Origin of the sequence: Allohahella sp. A8 (assembly GCF_047946665.1) — a bacterium.
GTDB lineage: Bacteria > Pseudomonadota > Gammaproteobacteria > Pseudomonadales > Oleiphilaceae > Allohahella.
Genome location: NZ_CP172312.1, coordinates 1,929,178 through 1,951,670, shown reverse-complemented (window position 1 = coordinate 1,951,670; position 22,493 = coordinate 1,929,178). Strand labels below are relative to the sequence as shown.

At 55.7% G+C, this 22,493-nt stretch carries 19 protein-coding genes; 10 read left to right on the top strand and 9 right to left on the bottom strand.

Annotation, left to right across the window (positions count from 1 at the left end):
- The first annotated feature begins 6 nt into the window (after positions 1-6).
- Genes ACH3PB_RS08705 through ACH3PB_RS08690 form a run of 4 tightly spaced genes read left to right on the top strand, consistent with a single transcriptional unit; the run spans position 7 to position 3,095 of the window.
- Positions 7-501, top strand: coding sequence for a chemotaxis protein CheW (locus ACH3PB_RS08705; protein ID WP_416399071.1), 495 nt, complete (start codon positions 7-9; stop codon positions 499-501).
- Between the two features lie 3 nt (positions 502-504).
- Positions 505-1,395 carry a CheR family methyltransferase gene (locus tag ACH3PB_RS08700; protein WP_416399070.1) on the top strand — a complete coding sequence of 297 codons (891 nt, stop codon included), beginning with the start codon at positions 505-507 and terminating at the stop codon, positions 1,393-1,395.
- Entirely contained in the window at positions 1,395-2,024 is a 630-nt protein-coding gene (gene cheD / locus ACH3PB_RS08695) for a chemoreceptor glutamine deamidase CheD (protein WP_416399069.1), read from the top strand. Before ACH3PB_RS08700 ends, cheD begins: the two co-directional genes overlap by 1 nt.
- Before the next feature lie 15 nt (positions 2,025-2,039).
- The gene (locus ACH3PB_RS08690) at positions 2,040-3,095 is read left to right on the top strand and encodes a protein-glutamate methylesterase/protein-glutamine glutaminase (RefSeq protein WP_416399068.1); all 1,056 of its coding nucleotides are present in this window, start codon (positions 2,040-2,042) and stop codon (positions 3,093-3,095) included.
- 8 nt (positions 3,096-3,103) lie between these two features.
- Here the strand turns inward: ACH3PB_RS08690 and ACH3PB_RS08685 are convergent, their stop codons facing one another.
- The 6 genes from ACH3PB_RS08685 to uvrY form a co-directional block, all read right to left on the bottom strand.
- Positions 3,104-5,926 (bottom strand): ATP-binding protein, encoded by a 2,823-nt coding sequence (locus ACH3PB_RS08685; protein ID WP_416399067.1) that lies wholly within the window; start codon positions 5,924-5,926, stop codon positions 3,104-3,106.
- A gap of 65 nt (positions 5,927-5,991) precedes the next feature.
- Positions 5,992-6,375, bottom strand: coding sequence for a helix-turn-helix domain-containing protein (locus ACH3PB_RS08680; RefSeq protein WP_416399066.1), 384 nt, complete (start codon positions 6,373-6,375; stop codon positions 5,992-5,994).
- 146 nt (positions 6,376-6,521) lie between these two features.
- Complete coding sequence (locus ACH3PB_RS08675; RefSeq protein ID WP_416399065.1) at positions 6,522-6,899, bottom strand: DUF2237 family protein; 378 nt, start codon at positions 6,897-6,899, stop codon at positions 6,522-6,524.
- A 51-nt stretch (positions 6,900-6,950) separates the two neighbouring features.
- Entirely contained in the window at positions 6,951-7,514 is a 564-nt protein-coding gene (pgsA, locus tag ACH3PB_RS08670) for a CDP-diacylglycerol--glycerol-3-phosphate 3-phosphatidyltransferase (RefSeq protein WP_416399434.1), read from the bottom strand.
- Between the two features lie 18 nt (positions 7,515-7,532).
- On the bottom strand, positions 7,533-9,443 hold the full coding sequence (gene uvrC / locus ACH3PB_RS08665; protein ID WP_416399064.1) for an excinuclease ABC subunit UvrC: 1,911 nt from the start codon (positions 9,441-9,443) through the stop codon (positions 7,533-7,535).
- Entirely contained in the window at positions 9,418-10,074 is a 657-nt protein-coding gene (gene uvrY / locus ACH3PB_RS08660) for a UvrY/SirA/GacA family response regulator transcription factor (RefSeq protein WP_416399063.1), read from the bottom strand. Before uvrY ends, uvrC begins: the two co-directional genes overlap by 26 nt.
- 245 nt (positions 10,075-10,319) lie before the next feature.
- On the opposite strand from uvrY, the gene ACH3PB_RS08655 reads away from it, so the two are divergent.
- The 3 genes from ACH3PB_RS08655 (at position 10,320) to ACH3PB_RS08645 (ending at position 12,971) form a co-directional block, all read left to right on the top strand.
- Positions 10,320-10,841, top strand: coding sequence for a YiiD C-terminal domain-containing protein (locus ACH3PB_RS08655; RefSeq protein WP_416399062.1), 522 nt, complete (start codon positions 10,320-10,322; stop codon positions 10,839-10,841).
- 94 nt (positions 10,842-10,935) lie between these two features.
- Positions 10,936-12,522 (top strand): GNAT family N-acetyltransferase, encoded by a 1,587-nt coding sequence (locus ACH3PB_RS08650; protein WP_416399433.1) that lies wholly within the window; start codon positions 10,936-10,938, stop codon positions 12,520-12,522.
- 35 nt (positions 12,523-12,557) lie between these two features.
- Positions 12,558-12,971 carry a hypothetical protein gene (locus ACH3PB_RS08645; protein ID WP_416399061.1) on the top strand — a complete coding sequence of 138 codons (414 nt, stop codon included), beginning with the start codon at positions 12,558-12,560 and terminating at the stop codon, positions 12,969-12,971.
- A gap of 1 nt (position 12,972) precedes the next feature.
- Here ACH3PB_RS08645 and ACH3PB_RS08640 read toward each other — a convergent pair whose 3' ends face one another.
- Positions 12,973-15,060, bottom strand: coding sequence for a putative bifunctional diguanylate cyclase/phosphodiesterase (locus tag ACH3PB_RS08640; protein ID WP_416399060.1), 2,088 nt, complete (start codon positions 15,058-15,060; stop codon positions 12,973-12,975).
- A gap of 175 nt (positions 15,061-15,235) precedes the next feature.
- Positions 15,236-16,555, bottom strand: coding sequence for a PilZ domain-containing protein (locus ACH3PB_RS08635; RefSeq protein ID WP_416399059.1), 1,320 nt, complete (start codon positions 16,553-16,555; stop codon positions 15,236-15,238).
- 300 nt (positions 16,556-16,855) lie between these two features.
- On the opposite strand from ACH3PB_RS08635, the gene ACH3PB_RS08630 reads away from it, so the two are divergent.
- The 3 genes from ACH3PB_RS08630 to ACH3PB_RS08620 all read left to right on the top strand — a co-directional run bounded on the left by ACH3PB_RS08630 (position 16,856) and on the right by ACH3PB_RS08620 (position 21,153).
- Positions 16,856-19,417 (top strand): EAL domain-containing protein, encoded by a 2,562-nt coding sequence (locus ACH3PB_RS08630; protein ID WP_416399058.1) that lies wholly within the window; start codon positions 16,856-16,858, stop codon positions 19,415-19,417.
- Between the two features lie 119 nt (positions 19,418-19,536).
- Positions 19,537-20,463 (top strand): DUF2914 domain-containing protein, encoded by a 927-nt coding sequence (locus ACH3PB_RS08625; RefSeq protein WP_416399057.1) that lies wholly within the window; start codon positions 19,537-19,539, stop codon positions 20,461-20,463.
- Positions 20,464-21,153, top strand: a complete 690-nt coding sequence (locus ACH3PB_RS08620) for a DUF4136 domain-containing protein (protein WP_416399056.1) — start codon at positions 20,464-20,466, stop codon at positions 21,151-21,153.
- 61 nt (positions 21,154-21,214) lie between these two features.
- Here ACH3PB_RS08620 and ACH3PB_RS08615 read toward each other — a convergent pair whose 3' ends face one another.
- Positions 21,215-22,474, bottom strand: a complete 1,260-nt coding sequence (locus ACH3PB_RS08615; protein ID WP_416399055.1) for a hypothetical protein — start codon at positions 22,472-22,474, stop codon at positions 21,215-21,217.
- Positions 22,475-22,493 lie beyond the last annotated feature (19 nt).

Below are 22,493 nucleotides of genomic sequence, written 5' to 3'. Positions count from 1 at the left end.
ACGATAATGGCAAAAGCAGATGTTCAGTCAGTAACCGCTGGTTCGATGGCGGTTGGCAGGGAGTTCCTCACCTTCACGCTCGGAGACGAAGAGTACGCAATTGATATACTGAAAGTGCAGGAAATTCGGGGCTATGACTCCGTGACCAAGATTGCGAATGCGCCAGCCTTCATCAAAGGCGTTATCAATCTCAGGGGTATTATCGTCCCGATCGTCGATCTTCGAATCAAATTCAATCTCGGTCGGGTTGAGTATAACGAGTTCACCATCGTGATCATCTTGAACCTGTCGACGCGCGTCGTTGGCGTGGTGGTCGATGGCGTCTCCGATGTCATCGGACTCGAACCGGAGCAGATAAGGCCGGCACCTGAGTTCCGGGCCTCTGTGAATACCGAGTATGTCCAGGGTCTGGCGACCGTAGGCGATAAAATGCTCATCCTGACCGATATAGAAGGTCTTATGATGAGCGACGGCATGGAGCTGGTCGCTGCTGAGGCTTGAGTCGTGAGTAATAGAAAAGCTCGCGATTTCGAATATACCGAGCAGGACTTCGAAAAGGTCCGACAGCTCATCTATCAGCGAGTCGGCATCAACCTCGGCCCGAACAAGATGGAAATGGTCTACAGCCGGCTTTCTCGTCGGCTGCGGACGCTCGGCGTCCCTGATATGAAGGCTTATCTGCAGCGCCTCGAGCGGGCGGATTCGTCCGAGTGGCAGGAGTTCGTCAACGCGTTAACCACCAATCTAACGGCGTTCTTCCGCGAGGCCCACCACTTCGAGTATCTGGTCAGTCACCTTCGTAAGAAGGCTCGTGGGCAGAAGGTGAAACTCTGGTGTTGTGCCGCTTCGACTGGAGAAGAGCCGTACTCCATCGTCATCGCCTTGCTGGATGCCTTTGGAACGGATTATCCCTTCGAGCTCGTGGCCACCGATGTGGATACCAACGCTCTGCAGGCCGCCAGAAATGGCGTCTACGATCTTGAACGTCTCAAGGGCATGGATGACGCGATGGTTGCGAAATACTTCATGAAAGGCGTCGGGAAGAATGCAGGCCTGGCCAGGGTCAAAAATGTACTGGCAGACCGGGTGACTTTTGCGCCACTCAACCTGTTGTCAGGCGGCTGGAAGGTGCCTGACGCCCTTGATATCATTTTTTGCAGAAATGTCTTTATCTATTTCGACAAGGAAACGCAGGGCACCGTCCTTCAGCGCTTTCACCGGATCCTCAAGAGCGACGGTCTGCTTTTCGCTGGCCACTCGGAGAGCTTGCTCACGGTTGGCGCTATGTTCCAGTCTATCGGGCGAACGGTTTATAAACCGACGGCTCAATTGGTGCGACACAGCGACGAAAGTTCAGGTGATGAGTCTGCGCCCTTGTCGGCGGCTGCTGGTTGATGAGTGACAAGCGCAGGGCGGGCCAACCAGATAACGCGTCGCAGGATAGTTACCCCAACGTCTATTACGATCGATACCACGACATTGAAGCAGCCAAGCTTTTGCCAGGTGAATACTACGCCACCGCGCGGGACATGGTGATCGTGACGGTGCTGGGTTCGTGTATCTCAGCCTGTATCCGCGACACACGCTCGCAGATCGGTGGTATGAACCACTTCATGCTGCCATCGGTCGGAGACCCGGATAGCCCTATCGCCTCGTCAGCGCGCTATGGCGCTTATGCGATGGAGAAACTGATCAACGATCTCATCAAGCTGGGTGCCAGACGTCAGTATCTGGAGGCCAAGGTCTTCGGCGGGGGCGCTGTCATGCCGACACTGGCCTCCGCAAACATTGGAGAGCGTAACACCGAGTTCGTCTACGCCTATCTTGCTGCAGAGCAGATACCAGTGGTAGCCAGCGACGTGCTTGATAACTACCCACGCAAGGTGTACTTCTTTGCCAGGACCGGTCGGGTGCGGGTGAAGAAGCTCTGGTCACTCAACAACAATTCCGTACTTGAACGCGAACTGGACTATAGTCGAAAGCTAAGAGCTACCCCCATTGAGGGTGGCGTTGATCTGTTCTAGACCCTCAGAGGCTGTATGACCATTCGTGTACTGGTAGTTGATGACTCTGCACTGGTTCGCAAGCTGCTCACCGAAATCATACAGTCGGACCCTGCATTTGAAGTAGTCGGCACCGCCCCAAACCCAATTGTCGCCAGACAGCTGATCAAGGATCTGAATCCGGATGTGCTGACTCTGGACGTCGAAATGCCACAAATGGATGGCATCGATTTTCTCGAACGATTGATGCGGCTGCGCCCCATGCCGGTGGTCATGATCTCTTCGCTTACTGAGAAGGGTAACGAGATCACGCTCCGGGCGCTCGAGCTTGGCGCTATAGATTTCATCACGAAACCGAAGGTCGGCATCTCGGAAGGACTGCACGAATACTCGATCGATATCCATAACAAACTTCGGGCGGCTGCCAGCGCAAGGGTTGCTCGACGCACACCGGCTGTCGCCAAAGCCGCCTCCGGCCCGATCAAGACGGTGCGTTTGAGCAGTGAGAAACTGGTGTTTGTCGGGGCGTCCACCGGGGGAACCGAGGCCATCCGGGTCTTCCTCCAGCAGATGCCGAGTAGCGCGCCAGCCATACTTATCACTCAGCATATGCCGCCCGGCTTCACCAGGTCCTTCGCCGATAGACTCAACAGCCTCTGTGCCATGCATGTGAAGGAAGCCGAGGATCACGAACGGGTACTACCTGGCCATGCCTATATCGCGCCTGGTGGCCGCCATATGCGCATCGCACGTAGTGGTGCGAATTATCTTATTTCACTTTCGGACGATGCCCCGGTTAATCGACATCGCCCTTCGGTCGACGTGTTGTTCGACTCAGCAACTCAACACGTAGCGCGCAACGCCGTGGGCGTAATCCTCACCGGCATGGGGCGCGATGGTGCTGCCGGCCTGCTGGAAATGAAGAACGCTGGCGCGACGACCTTTGCTCAGGATGAGGCCAGTTGTGTCGTATTCGGCATGCCGAAGGAAGCTATCCTGCTTCACGCGGTCGATCACGTGCTGCCGCTCTCTCAAATGGCAGAACACGTGGTGGCGCTGCTGGCGCATGGTGGGCGTTCACTACGGATCTGAGGAGGGAACTAATCATGATCTGCAAAATTACGAATGGCATCCAGGAAGGCCGGAAGGTCCTCGCCGAGGCGTTCAGAAAGATGCCGACAAGCCACTGAGTCGCCTTGACGAGCAGCCAGTTCGAGCCGCTCTATTGTCGTCAGAAGCTCGTTTTGACCGAAGTAACCAGCAGAGCCCTTGAGGCTATGAGCCGCGGTTTGTACAGCTTCCAGATCAGCTTTGTCTATTGCAGCGCTGATGGCCAGTATGTAACGGGCGTGTTCCTGGAGAAACAGTTTACAGAGTGTGTGCAATAGACCTTTATCGTTATTAAGACGCTTGAGTGCCTGCGTCCAGTCAAGTCGTAGCGGCGGCAGTGTGCCGTAGCTGGCCTGGGCGTTTGCGACGTGGCTGCTATCTGTGATTCGCCCAAGTGCGTGCGTCAGCGTCTGGTTCAATGCAGCGAAGGTAATCGGTTTGGTCAGGTGCGCATCAAAGCCAGCCTTTTGACAGGCTTCGAGCGTTTTTGCATCGGCATGTGCCGTGACCGCCACCACCGATGTGCTGCTGTGCTTGTTCAGCCCACGCAAGGTTTGAAGCAATTCAAAGCCATTCATGTCCGGCATGCGCAAATCTGTCATTACGATATCAAAGCGGTCTGATTGCAAAGCATCGAGTGCCGCAGCAGCATGCTCGCAGGCCAGGACCTTGGCTCCGCAATCGGTCAGCATGGCTGATAGCACGGTGAGATTTGTCGCGCTGTCGTCAACGATAAGCACCTTCAGGCCTTCAGCCAGGCGCTGACCACTCAGCTGTCCCTCGACACTCGCCTCTGTGCTGGATGTCGTCAGTTCCGTGTTGGTTTCCGCACTGCTTGCGATTTCCAGCTTGATCGCAAAGCTGAAGACTGAGCCTTCCCCAGGTGAGCTGTTGACCGTCATCTCGCCGCCCATCATCTGAACCAGATCATGGCAGATTGCCAGGCCGAGCCCACTGCCTCCATATCGTCGGGCAAGTGAATTGTCCTGCTGCGTGAAAGCTTCGAAAATATGAGGCAAGGCCCTGGGGGCTATCCCGATGCCTGTATCAGCCACCTCAAAGCGGCAGATGACACCGTTTGAATCCTGGCCTTGACGATCACAGCTGATCCGCACACGACCGTCAGCGGTAAACTTGACGGCATTGTTGACCAGATTCATGAGCACCTGCCTCAAACGAAATCCATCCCCCACACACCATTCAGGCAGATCGGCATCCACCACGGTCTCGAGGCTGACGCCTTTGTCGTCAGCGCCAGCCTTGTAGAGTGCGCCGGCAGTTTCGATGAGCCTGGGCAGGTTAAAGGGCTCATGCTCCAACTGAAGCCGCCCGGCCTCTATACGAGAAAGATCCAGCAAATCATTGATGAGCACGAGGAGGGTGTTTGAGGCCTCGGATAGAATGTCCAGAAGCTCGGCCGGGGGGACAACTACTCTTCGCAACAGCTCCACGGTGCCGATGATTCCATTCAGCGGCGTACGAATTTCGTGACTGATCATGGACAGGAAGTCGGTTTTGATCCGATTGGCCGCCTCGGCTTGCTCTTTTGCATCCTCCAGGGCTTTTTCGAAGGCCTTTCTTTCGGTGATATCCGTTCCAATCGAGACGAAATGACGAACGTTTCCGGCGTCGTCGACAACCGGTTGCATTTCGAGCACCAGGTCATATTCGCCGCCGTCCGGCGTGGTGTTATGCAGCTCCTCCAATACAGGTCGGCCTTTCTTGAGCGCATCCTGCATCCGCTGAATCTGGGTGTTGTCTCTGCTGCCGCCTAATAAGTCGCGAAGCGAGCGACCCTGAACCTCTGCGAGCGTCAGGCCGGTCAGCCTGGTAAAGCTCGGGTTGACCCATTCAACCTGTCGCTTCGCGTCCGTAATCAGAACAATGTTGCTTGTGTGGCTGGCGACCAGCGCGAGCTTCATCGCCTGAGTCTGTGCCTTGCCAAGCTTATCTTCGGTATCAAGCAGATCGGAGATATCCTGGGCTATCAGCAGTAGTGCTGGCCGGCCATGGATGGCCGTCGTGCTTATCTTGAGCTGGACAGGTATGGGCGGTCCGGCCTTCCGCTTGAGTCGTGTTCGCCGCAGCTGCCATTCCTGCTGCGGGGTGTGCTCATCCTTGTGACTGGACTGCCAATGCGCGTAATCGACCTGATCAAAAACGAGACGGGGCTCAAGTGTGGCCAACTGCTCGTCAAGCATCTCCATCGACCTGAAGGCTGCCGGATTGGCGTATACGAAACGCATTTTTTTGAGATCGACCACAAAGACGTAAGTGGGACTACTATCGAACATCTGCCCGAGGTATTCACGCCTGCGGTCAGCTCGATGGGCAGCGAAGAGCTGAAGTACTGTTCTGGAAAGGGCAAGGAGTGCCTGCTTCTGTGCGGCATCGAGTCGCTTGGGTTGCTGATCGATTACGCAGAGGGTCCCGAGCGCGTAGCCATCCTCATCGATGAGCGGCACACCGGCATAAAAGCGCACAAAGGGCGCTGAGGTGACAAGTGGGTTGTCGGAAAATCGCAGGTCCTCATGAGTATCGGTGATTTCGAAGAGCGCCCCAGTCTGTATCGCGTGACCGCAGAATGAGACCGAGCGCGGCGTCTCCCGCACCTCGCCCAGGCCGATGGAAGATTTGAACCACTGCCGATTGGCATCCACAAGTGATATGAGAGCCGTTGAGCTCTGACAGATGTAGGCGGCAATACTGATAAGATCGTCGAACTTCTGTTCGCCGGGCGTATCGACCAGGCCATAGCTATCGAGGGCCTGAAGACGACGTTCATCATCCTCGGGAATGGGGGCTTCGAGCATGAATACACTCCAGACGCTTCTGTATCAGTACAGAATAGCCAATGAGTGCAATGTGGCCAGAGTCTTCAGACGTCTGTCGAATCACCAAACATGACGGGGAGGATAACCGGCTCCATAGATAAGGCCTCGACATCCTGCTGGTCACGATCCTGTAAAAGCTTGGCAAAGGCGAAAAGGAGATCCCGCTCCCGGGTTGGAAGGGTGATATAGAGAGAATTCAGTGCCAGCTGCTGCTCATCGTGTTCACGATTATCCGCGATGGAGAAGACGTCAGACACACGGACGTCTAGCGATGCAGCAAGCCGGTACAGCAGATCCATGCTGGGCATTGTCGAGCCGCGCTCGATACGTGAGAGATTGCCCACGTGCGAAGCTGCCTTGAGTGCAACCTCGGCGAGCGTCAGACCTTTCGACTTCCGAAGATGTCGCAATGCGCTTCCAACATGCATATTACCGTACCACCACTTCCTTGAACGGCCAGCTGCCGTCAATACACTGCTCTCTAAGATGGCTCATTCCCCGTACGAAACCAAATAGATTGTAATTATGGCTGGTATTGCGTAGTCCTATGTACGAGGCGGGGCAGTAGGCAAAGCTAGTTGAGATCTGCAGCGAACTGCTTCAGTTCCGCGAGCGGAATAATATCGAGTGCGGCAAGATGCGTCGCCTGCAGACGCACCCGCGGCGCGCTGTTTGCCCTGAATGCATCGCGCCAGCGGCTCGCGCACAGGCACCAGCTGTCACCAGGCTTGAGACCAGGGAAACCGAACTCCGGGCGCGGGGTCGACAGGTCATTTCCCTGACGCTTGGAAAATTCGAGGAACTCGGCCGTCAATATGGTGCAAACGGTGTGCGAACCGCCATCCAGATTGCTGGTGTTGCAGCAACCATCCCGAAAGAAACCGGTCATGGGCGAGGTACTGCACGACTGAAGCTTCTCGCCAAATACGTTCAGAGCGGGTTTCATTTCCATCGGAATTCCTTAAGGAGGCTGCCAGCGCAGCCGACGATTCGAGAGATCTTGTCAGTCACGCCCAATGGCGCGAGTGCTGGTCAGATCCGGCCAGGCGGCACGAAGATACAGTATCATCGACCAGAGCGTCAGCACCGCAGCACAGTAGAGCAAGGCCAGGCCCAACACGGCACCCCAGTGATCAGGATCGAAGGCGAGCAGCACGGTAATCGAGCCCATCTGCACAAAAGTCTTGATCTTGCCGATCATGGATACGGCGATACTGGCGCGTTTACCGGTTTCAGCCATCCATTCCCGCAGTGCACTTATCACGATCTCGCGACCGATGATGACCATTGCCGGAATCGTGAGCAGGAGGGAGGCATGCAGTTCGATCAACATGGAAAGTGCGACAGCGACAATGAGCTTGTCCGCAACAGGATCAAGGAAGGCGCCGAAGGGCGTGGACTGGTTCAGGCGCCGTGCCAGATAGCCGTCAAGCCAGTCGGTGAAACACGCCAGCGCGAAGATAACTGCAGAGGCAAATGGGCCCCATTTATAGGGAAGGTAGAACACCAGCACGATGATGGGAATGAGGACCAGTCGTGCGAGCGTGAGTGTATTCGGTAGATTCAGAAACATGGTGGACAACTGTTACTCGCGAAATGCATTGTGGAGCGCCTTGGCAAGCGTCTGGCTGACACCCTGAACCTTTTGCAGATCCTCGATGCTCGCGCCGGCGATGCCCTTCACGCTGCCAAAGTAGTTCAGCAGGTCGCGACGCTTCTTCGGCCCGATACCCGGAATATCCTGCAGTATCGATTCGCCCATCTTCTTGCTGCGCTTGTTGCGGTGCCCGGTTATGGCAAAGCGGTGAGCCTCGTCACGAATGTTCTGCAGCAGATGGAGCGCGGCTGAATGGGACGGCAGCGTTATAATCCTGCCGCTATAGCCAAGTATCAGGGTCTCGAATCCAGGCTTTCTCGTCACGCCTTTGGCGATGCCTAACAATAGTACATCATCGATACCAAGTTCCTGAAACACTTTCTCGGCCATGGTGAGCTGGCCCTTTCCGCCGTCAACGATGAGCAGGTCCGGCAGGCCGAGATCGCTGTCTTTGATCCGCTTGTAATGGCGCAGCAGGGCCTGCTCCATGGCGTGGTAGTCATCGCCGGCGGTCACGCCAGTGATGTTGAAGCGACGATATTGCGATTTTACCGGGCCCGAGGCGTCGAAGACCACACAGGATGCTACCGTTGCCTCGCCGAAGGTATGGCTTACGTCGAAACATTCCATGCGCGACATTGGCGTCTCGAAGCCGAGGGTGTCACTGAGTTGCTGCCAGCGCGCAGCAACGGCCTGCTGGGTGTCCAGCTTGAGTGTGAGCTGCTGCTGGGCATTCTGCTGGGCCAGCTTCAGCCACTGTGCCCGATCCTGTCTGACCGCATGTGCAAGACGGATCTGCACGCCTGACTGCTCGCGAATCGCAGCGGACAGCGCTTCTGCTTCCTCTATTGGGCTGGAGGTGACGATTTCACGCGGCAGACCATGCACCTGGTGGTCCGCGAGATAATACTGTGCCACGAAATCCCTGAGCAGGGCGGCTTCGGGCTCGCTGGCAGACTCGTCATCGTCCATGGAATTGACCACATCCTTGAAGTGAAAGCTCTGCGAGCCGATCACCTGGCCATCGCGGACGAAAACGCCATACACCAGCGCCTCGCCACCTTCGATAACCGCGGCGAACACATCGACATCTGATGCTACTCCAGCCTCGATGCCCTGGTGTGTCTGAACCTTGCGCAGATAAGCGATCTGGTCTCTGAGTACGCTGGCGCGCTCGAAGTCGAGCTCATCGGCCGCCTGCTGCATCTGCGCCATCAGCGCTGCCATGAGCTCAGGCTTCTTGCCCTGCAGGAACATGACCGCGTGTTGCATGTCTGTCGCATACTGTTCCTCGCTCACGAGATCGACGCAAGGTGCGCTACAACGGCCGATCTGATGCTGCAGGCAGGGCCGTTGCCGATTGCTGTAGTAACTGTCTGAGCAGGAGCGGATGCCGAAACCTTTCTGTAGCGTCGTCAGCGCCTCCCTTACTGCATGGGCACTGGTATAAGGACCGAAATAGCGCCCCTTGTAGCTGGCCTTCTTGCGGCGGATCCGGCGTAGCGTGAGTGAGGGGTGGCGCGGGTGGTCTGACAGCAGGATATAGGGGTAGGACTTGTCATCCCTGAGCAGGATATTGAACGGTGGATGCAGTCGCTTGATGAGGTTCTGCTCGAGCAGCAGGGCCTCGGTCTCATTTGTCGTTGTGGTATAGCGAACGTCGGCTATGCGCTCGACCAATGCCTGTGTTCGCCGCGCCAGACCTGAGCCACGGAAATAGCTGGACAGACGGTTTTTGAGGTTCCGGGCCTTGCCGACATAGAGGATGTTGTCACTGGCATCGTACATGCGGTAGACGCCGGGGTCCTGCGGCGCCTGCCTGAGAAAGGCACGGGCGTCGAAAGCAGTGGAATCACTGTCGGTCACTATATCTTCAGAACCCCTCGACCTTGCTTTCATCGACGATGCCGTGTCTGACGGCCAGCAGGGTCAGTTCGACGTCGCTGCTGATGCCGAGCTTTTCGAACAGTCGGTATCGATAGGTATTTATGGTCTTCGGACTCAGGCAAAGCTGATCCGAGATGTCCTGCACTTTTTTGCAGCTCACGACCATGACTGCAATCTGCATCTCACGTTCGGAAAGCGTGGAAAACGGATTGTCGGCAGCACTGCCATGAAAGGGCTTCAACGCCATTTTCTGCGCAATGTCCGGGCTGATGTAGCGCTGGCCGGAGTGAACCAGGCGGATGGCCTTGATCATTTCGCGCAGGTCGGCCCCTTTCGTGATGTAGGCCGAAGCCCCACTCTTTAACACGCGCGAAGGGTAGGGGTCCTCTTCCACAGCAGTCACGACAATGACGCGGACGCTGTCATCCAGTCGCTGCAGGCGCTTGATAGCCTCGAGCCCACCCATCCCGGGCATCCTGATGTCCATGAGAATGATATCAACCGCGTTTTCTCGAACGAAAGAAATCGCTTGCTCACCGGAATCTGCCTGGCCGACGACCTCGATGCCCGGCTCATCTTCCAGCATACGTGCGAGACCTGCTCGCACCAGGTCATGATCGTCTGCGATCAGCACTCTAATCACTCGATATCCCCTCTGCTGACTGGCGTGATTCGGAGTTTTCCCAACTCCCTATTCTTATGCAGTAGCTGTGCTAAGTCAGGTGCCCAGTATAAGGGAGTCGGGCGCAAACGACTACAGTTCAGGCTCCGCAGCTTGGGCAGAAACAGCATCTTGCATGGTTATTGCGCTATGATACGTGTCGGAAAGGACAGGGGCGTCACTGGATGCCCTATCATCATCGCAAGTTGCCGGGGTACAGCAGGTTCATGGCTATTCAACACAGCCTTTATGGCGGTCTCAGACAGTGGATGGCATCGGATACACTTCCGCTCAGCGGCCTCCGAAGTGCCAGCGGCCTGGTTGCCGTCAATACCTTTGTAGGTCTTGCCATACCATTCGCCCGACGCTGCGGGTTCAAGGTGCTCGCGCTCGAGCGAGGCTATATTCGCGCCCAAGTGCCGATCGGGCGCAACAGGAACCACCTCGGTACGATGTATGCCGGTGCGCTGTTCACCTTGGGAGAGATTCCGGGCGGCGTGCTGGTGCTGTTTGATTTCGGTGGGCGTTTCGTGCCCATTCTCGAGCGTTACGATATCAACTATATTGCGGCTGCAAAATCCGATGTCTCCGTTGAATGTCAGCTCTCACCCGAGACGCTGACTCAGCTTGAGACGCAGATGACACAGTCTGACCGTGCCAGCTTCGAGCTCGCCAGTACCATGACCGATAGTACTGGAAAACTCGTCGCCGAAGGTATCGGTTACTATCAGATGCGTTACAGTCGCTGACCTGACGAGCCGAGCCTGAGCCGGCCGTTCTCTGTTCCAGTTCTCCATTCAAGGCTGCCTGCTGGCAGCTTGCAGTATTCAGGAATTATACATGATGAAAGATGACGATCATTCGATCGAGCGAGAAGTCTCTTCTCTGGACGAGACCAGTGAACACAAGCTGCTGCTGCGGAGCCTCAAGCTCTCTGACTTCGATGAAGTCCGCAGCATCATGGAGCGTGTTTACGCCCATCTTGGCGGCAGCTGGACCAAGCGTGAATACAGCAGTCAGCTGAAACGCTTTCCTGACGGTCAGATCTGCATCGAGGATAACGGCAAGGTCGTCGCCGCCGCATTTTCAGCGATCGTCGACTACGACAAGTTTGGTGATCGCCACACCTATGAGGAAATCACCGGCGATTATTATCTGACCACACACGATCCCAAGGGGAACGTGCTCTACGGTGTTGATGTCTTCGTTGACCCTGATTATCACGGCATGCGCCTTGGCCGTCGCCTTTACGAGGCCCGCAAGGAGCTGTGCAAGAACCTCAACCTGCGTTCGATCATTGCTGGTGGCCGCATTCCCGGATACAAGGCGGTCTCCGATACGCTGTCGCCATTCGAGTATATCGAAAAGGTGAGCAAGCGGGAGATCTACGATCCCATCCTCACCTTTCAACTCGCCAATGATTTCGAGGTCAAGCAGCTGCTACCCGGATACCTGCCTGAAGACAAGGAATCCAAGGGCTATGCCACCCTGTTGATCTGGCACAACATGTATTTCCAGCCGCAGGAACGCAAGCTCATTGGCCGCAAGAAGACGACCGCAAGGGTAGGCTGTGTGCAATGGCAGATGCGCGAACACCAGAGTGTAGAGGAGCTGCTGAAGCAGTTTGAATACTTCACCGACGCCTTATCGGATTACAAGTGCGACCTGGCCGTATTTCCGGAGTTCTTCTGTGCGCCATTGATGGGTCTGAAGGAACACGAAAACTCGGTCGAGGCCATCCGCTTTCTGGCCGGCTTCAGCGAGCAACTGCTGGAACATATCAGTCGGCTCGCGGTGTCCTACAACATCAATATCGTCGCAGGTTCGATGCCGGTACTTGAAGACAATGAGCTGTACAACATCGCTTATCTCTGCCGCCGGGATGGGACCATCGAGAGCCAGTACAAGATCCATCCGACCCCTTCAGAAAAGAAGGACTGGTACATGCAGGGCGGTGAGCAGATCAAGGTGTTCGATACCGACTTCGGTCGCATCGGCATACTCATCTGCTATGACTCCGAATTTCCGGAACTGGCTCGTCTGATGTCAGACCAGGATGTGCAGATACTCGTCGTGCCGTTCTGGACCGACACCAAGAACGGCTATCTTCGTGTCAGGCTTTGTTCACAGGCGCGGGCGATCGAAAACGAATGCTATGTGGCGATCGCCGGATCAGTCGGTAACCTGCCGCAGGTGGACAGTCTCGATATCCAGTACGCCCAGTCAGCAGTGTTCTCACCATCGGACTTCGCCTTTCCACACGATGCCATCATGGCCGAAACGACGCCCAATACCGAGATGACCCTCATCGTCGATCTCGATCTGAGCAAGCTGGAATTTATCCGAAATGAAGGTTCCGTTCGCAATTTTCTTGATAGACGGCGCGATTTGTATACAGTTGGATGGGTAGGACACAAACACAGTCAGTGAGTTCATAATAACCACAATAAGCCCGGGAGTGGGAGATGTCGCAGGGAGTTCAAGTAAATACGATGCGCACGGCTAGCGTCCGTGCCACTGACCAGGCGCGCAGCCGAAATGTGCAGCCCAGTGTCTATGCGGATGGCGTCAAGTCTCTGTTATTGCGAAAGATCAGGAAGGCAGAGCATGAGTTGGTCCAACTGAAAATGGACTATTGTCGCTTTATTTTTGGTCTGAGCTTTGGCGCGCTGGTCGTCAGCAATGGCAAGCTGTACGTTGTTGATCAGGTGGAAACCGAAACCATGCAGCTGCTCGACACGGGTGACTGGTCTCGGCCAGCACTGCAGGCGAGACCAGTCGATGCACTGGCGGTGAGCAAGAAACAGTTATCGGCGCCGGTGCAACTGGCCCCGGACTGGGAAATCTTCAGGCCGGCCGATAGAACGGGGCGCATCTGAGCTAGTGAGACGTGGTATTCGTGGGCAAGGTCGATAGCCAGTTCTCGCTGCCGGCCTGTCCCACAGTGTCTTCAGGTGGGTAGAGACTCAGTTCGAACTTCTGGCGACACTCATTGCGCTGCATGAACTCGTTCAGGCCAGTGTAGCTCAGGGGCTTCGAGAAGAAGTAACCCTGCGCATAGTCGCAGCGGTTGATCATCAGGAAGTCACGCTGGTCGATGTTCTCGACACCCTCGGCGACCACTTTCAGACCGAGCTTGTGAGCTACGGCAATCACGGCTGCAGTGATTTCCATATCATGAAGCTGTTCGGGAATATCGCGTACGAAGGCGCGGTCGACCTTGAGGACGTCTACAGGCAATTTTCTCAGGTAGCTCAGTGAAGAGTAACCCGATCCGAAGTCATCGATAGCGATGCTCACCCCGGTAGACTTCAAACGGGTCAGTCTTGCCACGACCATTTCCACATCGCCCATCAGCATGCTTTCGGTGACTTCAAGCTCGAGATACTTGGCCTTGAGCCCGGAGTAATGCAGTGCCTGGGCGATAGTATCCTCAAGGTGTTCATCGTGGAACTGACGCATTGAGAGGTTGACAGCAACCTTGATATTTCGGCCAGAGACAACCTGCAGCTGTCTGATCTGCTTGCAGGCGTTGCGTAACACCCAGTCTCCGATTGGCACAATGAGGCCTGTCTCTTCGGCTACCGTGACGAAGTCGTTAGGAAAAACGGTACCGTGGGTTGGGTGATTCCAGCGCAGCAGGGCCTCGACGCTGATCAGGCGCCCCTGCTTGAAATCGAACTGAGGCTGGAACGCCAGACTGAACTGGTTGGTGTTCAGTGCCAGCCTCAGTTCCTGCTCGAGCACAAGCTGGCGAATAGCCTGCGCATTCAGTTCCTCTGTAAAATAGTGGTAGCAGTCGCGGCCCTGATCCTTGGCCCTGTACAGCGCCAGGTCAGCATTTTTCACCAGACTTTCGGCTTCCAACCCGTCAGTCGGCGCCAGGGTGATGCCAATACTGGTGGATACGATTATTTCATGCTGGTTTAGTGTGATCGGCTGCTTCAGCGATGCGAGGATGAGTTGCGCAATGTGCGTTACGGAGAGCGGGTCGGTGATGTCTGTGAGCAGGACTACAAATTCATCGCCACCGAAACGGGCGACGGTATCGTTGGCCCTCACGCAGCGCTTCAGTCGCTCCGCCACCGTGATCAGGAGCTGGTCGCCTGCATCATGACCCAGGGTATCGTTGATACGCTTGAATTTGTCGAGATCGAGAAACAGCAGTGCGATCGAATTCTTTTCGCGGCGAGAAACCCTGAGCTGCATTTCGAGCCGATCTACAAACAGACGCCGATTGGCCAGGCCGGTAAGGTCGTCGTTGAGTGCAAGACGCTCCATCTCGTGGTTCAGGTTTTTTAGTTCGCTGATGTCGATGGCAGACACGACATAGCCCTGAGCCTTGCCAACGCAGCTCGAGTCGCGCTCGGCTTCTGCAGCCAACGGCAGTTCATTGTTGTCGACAACGGACACTGAGACTGATGCCCAGACTACCGCACTATCCTTACGGGTAAGATGAACTTCGCTGGTCCAGGCGTCCTTGAGCCACTCAGTCCGGTTAATCAGCTTGAGCTGACCGCCGACAAAAATCTTCGGGTGCAGGATCTGCATGCCGTTCTCGATGATCTCCTGCATCGAGTAGCCGGTAGTCTGCTCAAACTGCTGATTGATGTACTCGACGCGCCCGCGGCTGTCGAGAATCGCGATGGCACAGCCGCTTTTGGTAACAGCCTTGCCGAGCTTCTTGAGACGAAGGTCCTGTTGCCGGCTTTCGGCGATACTGCGGGAGAGGGTTCTGTTGAGCTGGAAGAGATAGAGTGCAAGCGTGCCAAGCAGACAAAGCGCGCCAGCCACGCTCAGCTTGCCCAGAATGCCGACACTGTAGCCACTATCGCCTGCTGCAAATACCCAAACTGTAGCCAGGGTGGAAATCGAGCCGAGTGCCAGGAAGAGTAGTGGCAGCACTTTAGTAGAAACTGTCAGCTGCTGTGCAGCCTGAGCCAGTTCCGTATCAACCTTACCGCTCAAATTCGCTGCCTCACAGAACGCTACGCAACCACACCGGTCTTGCTCCAATAATTCTAGAGAGCAGTTGATCAGGCTGGTAGTGGGCAATTGTAAAAGATTGACAAAACTGAGGACTGGCGCAGTCTTTCTTTGTAAGCGTTCGTAACAGTGGGGCCGCCTTCCGTGGCGGGGCCCATCACTCTGGCGTGAAGGGTTTGACGAGCTGGGCCTTATAACCAAGGCGAACGGCTGTTTTGGAGAATTCTTCAATGGTCTGCTTGTCGGCTTCAGGTTCTTCAAGTAGCACCAGCGCTTCAACCAGACAGCCTGGAATGCTGCCCTTGCTCCACTGCGGCATCTTCGGGAAGGCCGTGAATTCCGGGTTGGTCAGCACGGTTTTTTCGACTTCGATGCCTCGACGCCTGAGCGCCTGACGCAGCGGGGTCTCAATCGACGGATGCGTGTCATCCGCCAGAATTGCGCCGCGTGGCAGGAAGGGCAGGAATTCTTCGACAGCTGAACCGCGGGCCGTGAGGACGATGAACAGCTTATGATCGCCGAAATGCATGGGATTTGAAGTTTCGAGTATTTTCTCGGTCGACTGGAAGTCGATATCGTAGCGCCGGTCGAAGGCTATGACCTGATCGAAGTATTTGGCGAGATCGTCGCACAACGCGCGCCCAATCCTCCCGGCACCACCCAGGACCACTATGGAGGTTTCCTGCTGATATTCCGGTCGAGCCTTCAGTTCCTTCGCCAGCTCCAGAATCATGAAGCGGGTACCGAGTGAGCCTTCGACGAATGGGGCTTCTATGGGATAACGCGCCTTCATGGCGAAAGTCGGCAGGCGTCCCACGAGGGCAACCTTGTTTACTGAGGGCCAGACCTTGCGCAGGTTATCGAGATACTTCACGACCTTGGCCGAATCTTCGGCAAGCTCGTGTTCGAAGGACTTGGATGCCACCACGAATCCCTTGAACTTTCCCTTGCTGATATAGTTGCCCAGGGAAATTTCGGGCAGGCGCGCATGCAGGTCCTCACTGATATAACGCGAAACATCTCGCTTATTTCCATAGACCGCAAATAAAAAACCGGGTTGAACAGCCCTCAAGATCGCATTACGGGCGAACTTGTTGATGCCGAAAATGCTCCATCTACGAGCCTGTATCCAGACCTGCTTGCGCATCTGGTACAGTCCGAAACGACTGCCAGTTTTCTTCGCTGGCTTGTCGATCAGCATCTCGTGTTCAGGGATGTGAGAGTGGATCAGCGTATCGAATTTCAGGCCTATCGTTCCTGCGTTGCGGTGCATCACCGCGGCTCTGAGGTTCTGCACTGGCAAGGAGTCGATACAGAGATTGATATGTGAGGATTTGCGAATACCGGCAGCTGCGATTTCACTTTCGGCAGGAATACTCAACAATATACCGTCACTTGAAATATTGAGACAGTGCGCAGTAACTGTAGTCTTATCAATCAGCAGTTGGGCTTGACCGGAAAATTCATGGCGAGGCATGCGCCTCTGTTCCGCTCTATTTAGCGATTCTGACGACTTCATAGATGAAATAAATCCTGAGTCATGACCGTAATCATGATCTATAGTTAAGTTTCAGATCCTGTCGTCGGGATCCGGTGATTGTTTTTTGTTCTGATGGTGCGAAGTCTACAGCGCTTTTTACGGACTTGGCATGCCTGTCTTTATTCAAACTAGTACTATGTTGGCAAATTTGGAATTCGAATGCAGTGGATTCTCTGGACGAGCACAATTCGACAAATTTATCTGATCCTCATCTTGGCTGGATTCGGCACTACAGTTATGGCTGCAGTACCGCCAGTCAATGTCGATCAGAGCTTCAGTCGGCTGAATTTGAACCCCTTTGTCGCCTACACGCTTGATCATGCGGATGCACTCGACGCAGAGAATATAGGCCAGTTCAGTAACTGGCAGGCCAATCCCAGCGCAGCCCCGGTCAACCTTGGCTTTTCCGAATACGAGGTGTGGATTCGGATCCGCTTCGAAGCGTCAGACGCGCTTGAAGGTGCCACGCTCGCCTTGCCGTATCCACTGCTTGAGGACCTGACGGTTTATCACGACGACGGGCAGGGCAATATGAGCAAGTTGCTGCGCTTCGGCTATCTGGGACCAGATCAGCACGACAACCGTTTCCCAGTCATCGATCTGCCAGCCACGCTCGCCGACGGTGGTACGATTTATATATCTGCCAAATCCTCGACTTCTCTACAGCTTCCACTCGAGCTCTGGCAGCCTGATCGTTTCATAGCCAATGAGCGAACGCAGGTCATGATCTGGGGCAGCTATCTTGGGCTGCTTGCCGCGCTGTTGGTCTACAACTTCTTCCTGTTGCTCAGCACGGTTGACCGGCAGTACCTGTTCTACGTGCTCTATCTCGGCAGTATCATTGGTGCCATGTTGCCCATCTCGGGCCTGGACAAAGTCTATCTCTGGCCAGGCGACCCTCAATACAGTATTACGCTCCTGACTGTCGCCACGCTGTCGAGCTGTATTTTCGGTCTGATGTTTGCGCGTGCACTACTGTTCGAGAATGCAATCCCTGTGGCCATCAATCGGACTTTCCGGTTGCTCATGGGAACCGCCGCGCTACTGCTCGTGGTCACATTGATATGGCCTGAGCTGGGTGCCAGATTTGCGGGCATCTGCTCTGGCATAGCGATGCTCTTCGTGATTTATGCCGGCGCTTACGCGCTGCAGCAGGGAGTCATCGTGGCGCGTTATTTCATGGCCGCCTGGCTGCTCTTCTGTGGCGGTCTCGCGCTCTATCTGCTGAGCGTCTTCGGCGTAGTAGCCTCGACCGATATCAGCAGTCACGCGCTGCAGTTCGGCTCTGCAGCCGAAGTCTTGCTACTGTCTTTCGCGCTGGCCTATCGCATCAAGGAAGATCGCCGTCGCCGAATGAAGGCGCTTGAGCAGCGGCATCAGATGGCGGAGAAAATGAAGGCTGTAGAACTGCAGGCGCTCGAGCGGGCCACCCGGGACCCTGTGACCTCGGTTGCCAACGAGTTTCCACTCATCGATCGCATGCAGGCGCTCATGCGTAGCAAGCACGCTGAAGACAATGTTTTTGCGGTCTTGTACTTCCGCCTGCCGCAGTGTCGTGGTGCCATTTTCAGTCTGGGCCGGTCGGTAGCCGAGTCGCTGTTTCGCATGGTCGTTGCCGAAGCCAATGACTACCTGCAGACTGCCAGGAATACAGTGCGCCTTGAGCGGGACAGAACCGGCCTCGTCTGCGTTCCAGAATTTGGTTCCGTAGTGTGCCTCGTCAGATCTGGACAAGGTGATGCTGGGGTTCAACATACTGCAGACGCTCTGCGTGCAAGACTCAGTAGAGCCTATGAGGTCGACGGCATATCAATACATACCGACGCGTTCTGCGGCATTGCGTTCTATCCCACTGACTGCGACGCACCGCTGAATCTGCTGCAGCGGGCTGGCTCCGCCTGTGAAAGCGGCATGATGCATGGCGATCCGATTACTGTGTATCACAGCAGTATCGAACAGAGCGGGCGGCGTCGCCTGCAGCTGATTGCCTCGCTGGCGGAGGCTCTCGAAAGTCAGGAGATCTCGGTGGTACTGCAGCCGCAGGTCGATATACTCACGTATCAGGTTATCGGCGCGGAAGTGCTGGCTCGATGGCACTCTCCTCGCCACGGAGACGTGCCGCCTGATGAGTTCGTGAAGCTGGCTGAAAGCGCAAACCTGATCGATAAACTGACCCTGCTGATTATCGATCTCAGTTTTGGGTGCATACAGCAGATCAATAAACGCACGCCCGGCTTCAATATCAGTATCAACATATCGGTGCACAACCTGACGCGTCCCGGCTTCGCCGCTCATATCGTCTCAAGGGCACGTGAGGAAGCGATAGATCTCTCTCAGGTGACCTTCGAGGTGACAGAGTCCACTTTGATCGAAAACATGAGTAGTGTGCTGCAGAACCTGAATCACCTCGTTCAGCACGGCGCGCGACTCTCGCTGGACGATTTTGGCACGGGTTATTCATCGTTCAGTTACCTGAGTCAGCTGCCCATCCATGAGCTCAAGGTCGACCGCGAGTTCGTCAAGCGCATGCGTGAGGCGGAGAACGATGCCAGTATCATCGCGACGATCATGAAGCTGGCGAAGACGCTGCAGCTCGAAACCGTAGTGGAAGGTATAGAGGACAGCGACACGCTTGAGCAGATCGCCAGGCTGGGCGCTGACCGTGTACAGGGCTACTATTTCGGTAAGCCAATGACTCTCGAGCGTTTTCTGCAATCGGCCAGCCGGCCGGTATGGGTCAGTGGACTGGCCAAGTCCCCAGCAGCACTGTTTGACAAGCAGCAAAAATTCCTGCGTTAATTCAATTCAATAGAACTGCATTCGCTTGAGGCAACCGTTCGCCTCCGCTACCATGGCGTTCCGCCCAGCCGAAGCATGAGCGACGGCTTTGACTTCTTTTCAGGTGCTTTCAGTCCGCTATGCCAAAGAGACTTCGTTTATCGGTGAACAACCCGCAGATTTCCAGTGAGCGGCCATTGTCACCCTCCGTTTATGTCACTCAATATCACTGGCCACGGATCATCGGGGCAGGCGTCGTTCTACTTGGACTGATCGCCGCGCTCTATTTCTGGGCGGCTTCCGGTGATGACGACGAGGCGGGACTGGCGAGTGATGGCGACATCGAGATTGCCTCGCCAGCGCCTTCCGAAGCTACTGAAGCGCCTGTATTTGTAGAGCCGGTCGACCCGGTCGCTACGAGTGAATCGGTTCAAGAACCTGCCCAAGCGGCTGCTGGGCAAGCCGCGGGGGGGAGCGCTCAACGGGTCCCCGTGCCGCGAGACGCCACGCGTGAAAATGCTTTCGGCAGCGGGCGTCCGCTGGCCGAATCACTCAGTGACCAGGTTCATCAGAAGCAACAACCGGCCGCTACGGCCTCTGTACTCGCACCAGAGAGCGAGGCTGAGCGCTCGAAATATCGTCTGACGGTCCAGGATGAGCCGGTGAGGCAGCCCGGTGCTGTCCCAAGCCCGCAACAAGGCCCAGCGCCGGCTGGTATCATGACCGTTCAATCCAATAAGGTTGCGCGTGCCGTAATCACTGACGAGGTCAGCTATAGCGAACCTGCGGAGCTGTTGAGCGATCCTGTCAAAGTGGCAAAGGGCCGCCAGACCACGATTCACCTCTTTGCCGAGGTCGAGGATATGGAAGGCGAAACGCTACGCCTGCTCTGGTTCCAGGGCGGTCGCGAGGTGCAGAGTCTGCCTATCACAGTGCATACATCAAAAGCTGTAGTCACTTCCAGCGTGGCCATTGCGAGTAGCCAGGCAGGCGCCTGGCAGGTTGAAATACGTGATAAAGCCGGAAAGCCTCTGGCTTCAGGACATTTTCAAGTGAAGATTCAATAGATGAGAAAGACCAACATGAGAGCACTCCCCAGTATTACTCAAGCGCTGCTAGCCAACCTCCCGTCAGCTGGAACGGGTCGGCTGTTGCAGGCCGGGCTTATTGCTCTGATCCTGATGCTGCTGCAGGCCTGCGCGGGCTACTCGGTGAAGACCGACAAGGACGATGGTTTTGCCCTGGCGGATTACTCTACTTTCCGCTTTGCAGAGCCGGTCACCGCAGTAACCAAGTCGGCCGATCTGGTCAACCCGCTCGTGGTCAATCGAATACAGGAAGCCATTGCGAAAGAGCTCAAGGCCATGGGACTTGAACAGACCCCTGGCGCTGAGGCGTCGGAAGGCTTACTGATCGTCGATTTCACGTTGCAGTCTGAGGAGCGAGTGAGGTATCGCCCAAGCACACTGTCGCTCGGTTTCGGCGTGCGTCGAGGTGGGCTCCTGATGGGTGGCGCGAGGGATGTGCTGCCTGAGGATTATACCTCCGGACGCTTCGCGGTAGAACTCAGAAAACCACGCCCCGCGGCCCTTGACGGCGATGCTGAGGCGCGGTCCGACAAGGTGGCCAGTGAGGTCGTCTGGTTCGGCGTTGCCAATCATAACTTCCTCGGCATGAGCGCCAATGATAGCCAGCAGCAGGTCGATGAAGTTGTCAGGGCGCTATTGGAAGAAGTCCGGCCTTCAGCGGAGGATTGATGTGCCCCCAGTCCAGTCCGGCTTGACGCCGGTGCTGGCTGGATAAGTTCCCGGGCGACACTCAAAAATAGTAGTTCAGTCCCAGTTCGGCGTAGTCATCATTCCGTAATGCAAAGGCACTGTCATCCTTGGCCGCTTCGGTGATCATTCTGATGGCGAATTCGAGCTTGATGTCGTCTCGCAGGCGGCGCTCGGCCTCTATACTGACGAAAGTCGTCCCACCCTGAAGGTCCACAATGGCGCCGCCAAGTACCGATGTGCCATCGATATCGTTCGCGGCCCAGCGTAGCCCCGCAAAAATATCGTCGTCACCCTGAACCGGATCGATTCGCTCATCACGGCGATCATTGAGGTATTCAAGCAGCAGGCCCAGATCGCCATCAGTGCCGAAAATTTGATACATCGTATACTCGAAGCCGCTGACAGAAGCGAAAAAGTCGTCTTTAGGGGTCGAGCGGTAGATAGCTTCCAATTTCAGAAGCCATGAATCTACAGTGTATTGCAGATCCAGGCCGTATTGTCGCATTTGTGTATATCGGGGGCGCAGGCTGGCTTGAGGTGGCAGTCCAGCAGCGGCAGGTGGCGAAATTTCCAGTTCATATACTGGCTCGCGATTGGTGCCGTTGAAATAGCTGAGGCCGAAGTCAAGGCTGTCGATGTAATGACTGTATCGAAAGGCCAGGTCCGGATGCCACTGCTCGTCCCCGCTGTCATAGGCAGGATCGTCTTCAATGGAAAGCGGCAGGCGAAAGCGATCATTATCATGAGGCAGGGTTCGCTCACGAAAGTAGGGCAGTACGAAAAAGGCCATTCGCCCCCAGGCTGCCTGCATATTGAGATTGAGCATGGGCTGCCCAAGCTTGTCTTCACCGTCGATATCTTCGATCAGATCGGACTGATTGATCACATCGACCAGGTGCCGTGATTCAGTGACCCCCCAGAACACCTTATTGGCGCCAACAACGAGATCCCAGCTGTCGCCCTCGTAAATGGCATACAGCTCCCTCACATCAGCATGAGCACGGTGGCTGTCGCCGATAAAGTTCTCTCGCGCAAAGCCTTTGAAGTAGAGGCTTATCGGAGACTCGCCTCGCCAGGCAATCTCGGGCTCCCAGGCTATTGATGGCCGAAGCGGACTCGTCTGCCCATACAGGGCATCCTCCCAGAAATATCGCAGTTCACTCTGCAGACGATTGCTGAAGCTGACATCGTCCAGAACAGCCGCGACGGCAGGAGTTGCGGTCGTGAAAAGTAACAGCAGTTTCGGTGCAAGCCGCTGAATTCGGCGTTCCGGTGAATGAAAAGAAAAGCTGATGCTCATAAAGGTCTCATGTGCGGTG

What these genes read in the sequence shown, in the direction of transcription:
- ACH3PB_RS08630 (WP_416399058.1), top strand. Translation starts at nt 16,856, where the DNA reads ATGGCTGCAGTACCGCCAGTCAATGTCGATCAGAGCTTCAGTCGGCTG.
- uvrC (WP_416399064.1), bottom strand. Translation starts at nt 9,443, where the DNA reads ATGAAAGCAAGGTCGAGGGGTTCTGAAGATATAGTGACCGACAGTGAT.
- cheD (WP_416399069.1), top strand. Translation starts at nt 1,395, where the DNA reads ATGAGTGACAAGCGCAGGGCGGGCCAACCAGATAACGCGTCGCAGGAT.
- ACH3PB_RS08680 (WP_416399066.1), bottom strand. Translation starts at nt 6,375, where the DNA reads ATGCATGTTGGAAGCGCATTGCGACATCTTCGGAAGTCGAAAGGTCTG.
- ACH3PB_RS08690 (WP_416399068.1), top strand. Translation starts at nt 2,040, where the DNA reads ATGACCATTCGTGTACTGGTAGTTGATGACTCTGCACTGGTTCGCAAG.
- ACH3PB_RS08645 (WP_416399061.1), top strand. Translation starts at nt 12,558, where the DNA reads ATGTCGCAGGGAGTTCAAGTAAATACGATGCGCACGGCTAGCGTCCGT.
- ACH3PB_RS08675 (WP_416399065.1), bottom strand. Translation starts at nt 6,899, where the DNA reads ATGGAAATGAAACCCGCTCTGAACGTATTTGGCGAGAAGCTTCAGTCG.
- ACH3PB_RS08625 (WP_416399057.1), top strand. Translation starts at nt 19,537, where the DNA reads ATGCCAAAGAGACTTCGTTTATCGGTGAACAACCCGCAGATTTCCAGT.
- ACH3PB_RS08615 (WP_416399055.1), bottom strand. Translation starts at nt 22,474, where the DNA reads ATGAGCATCAGCTTTTCTTTTCATTCACCGGAACGCCGAATTCAGCGG.
- ACH3PB_RS08685 (WP_416399067.1), bottom strand. Translation starts at nt 5,926, where the DNA reads ATGCTCGAAGCCCCCATTCCCGAGGATGATGAACGTCGTCTTCAGGCC.
- ACH3PB_RS08705 (WP_416399071.1), top strand. Translation starts at nt 7, where the DNA reads ATGGCAAAAGCAGATGTTCAGTCAGTAACCGCTGGTTCGATGGCGGTT.
- ACH3PB_RS08620 (WP_416399056.1), top strand. Translation starts at nt 20,464, where the DNA reads ATGAGAAAGACCAACATGAGAGCACTCCCCAGTATTACTCAAGCGCTG.
- ACH3PB_RS08655 (WP_416399062.1), top strand. Translation starts at nt 10,320, where the DNA reads ATGGCTATTCAACACAGCCTTTATGGCGGTCTCAGACAGTGGATGGCA.
- ACH3PB_RS08650 (WP_416399433.1), top strand. Translation starts at nt 10,936, where the DNA reads ATGAAAGATGACGATCATTCGATCGAGCGAGAAGTCTCTTCTCTGGAC.
- ACH3PB_RS08635 (WP_416399059.1), bottom strand. Translation starts at nt 16,555, where the DNA reads ATGCCTCGCCATGAATTTTCCGGTCAAGCCCAACTGCTGATTGATAAG.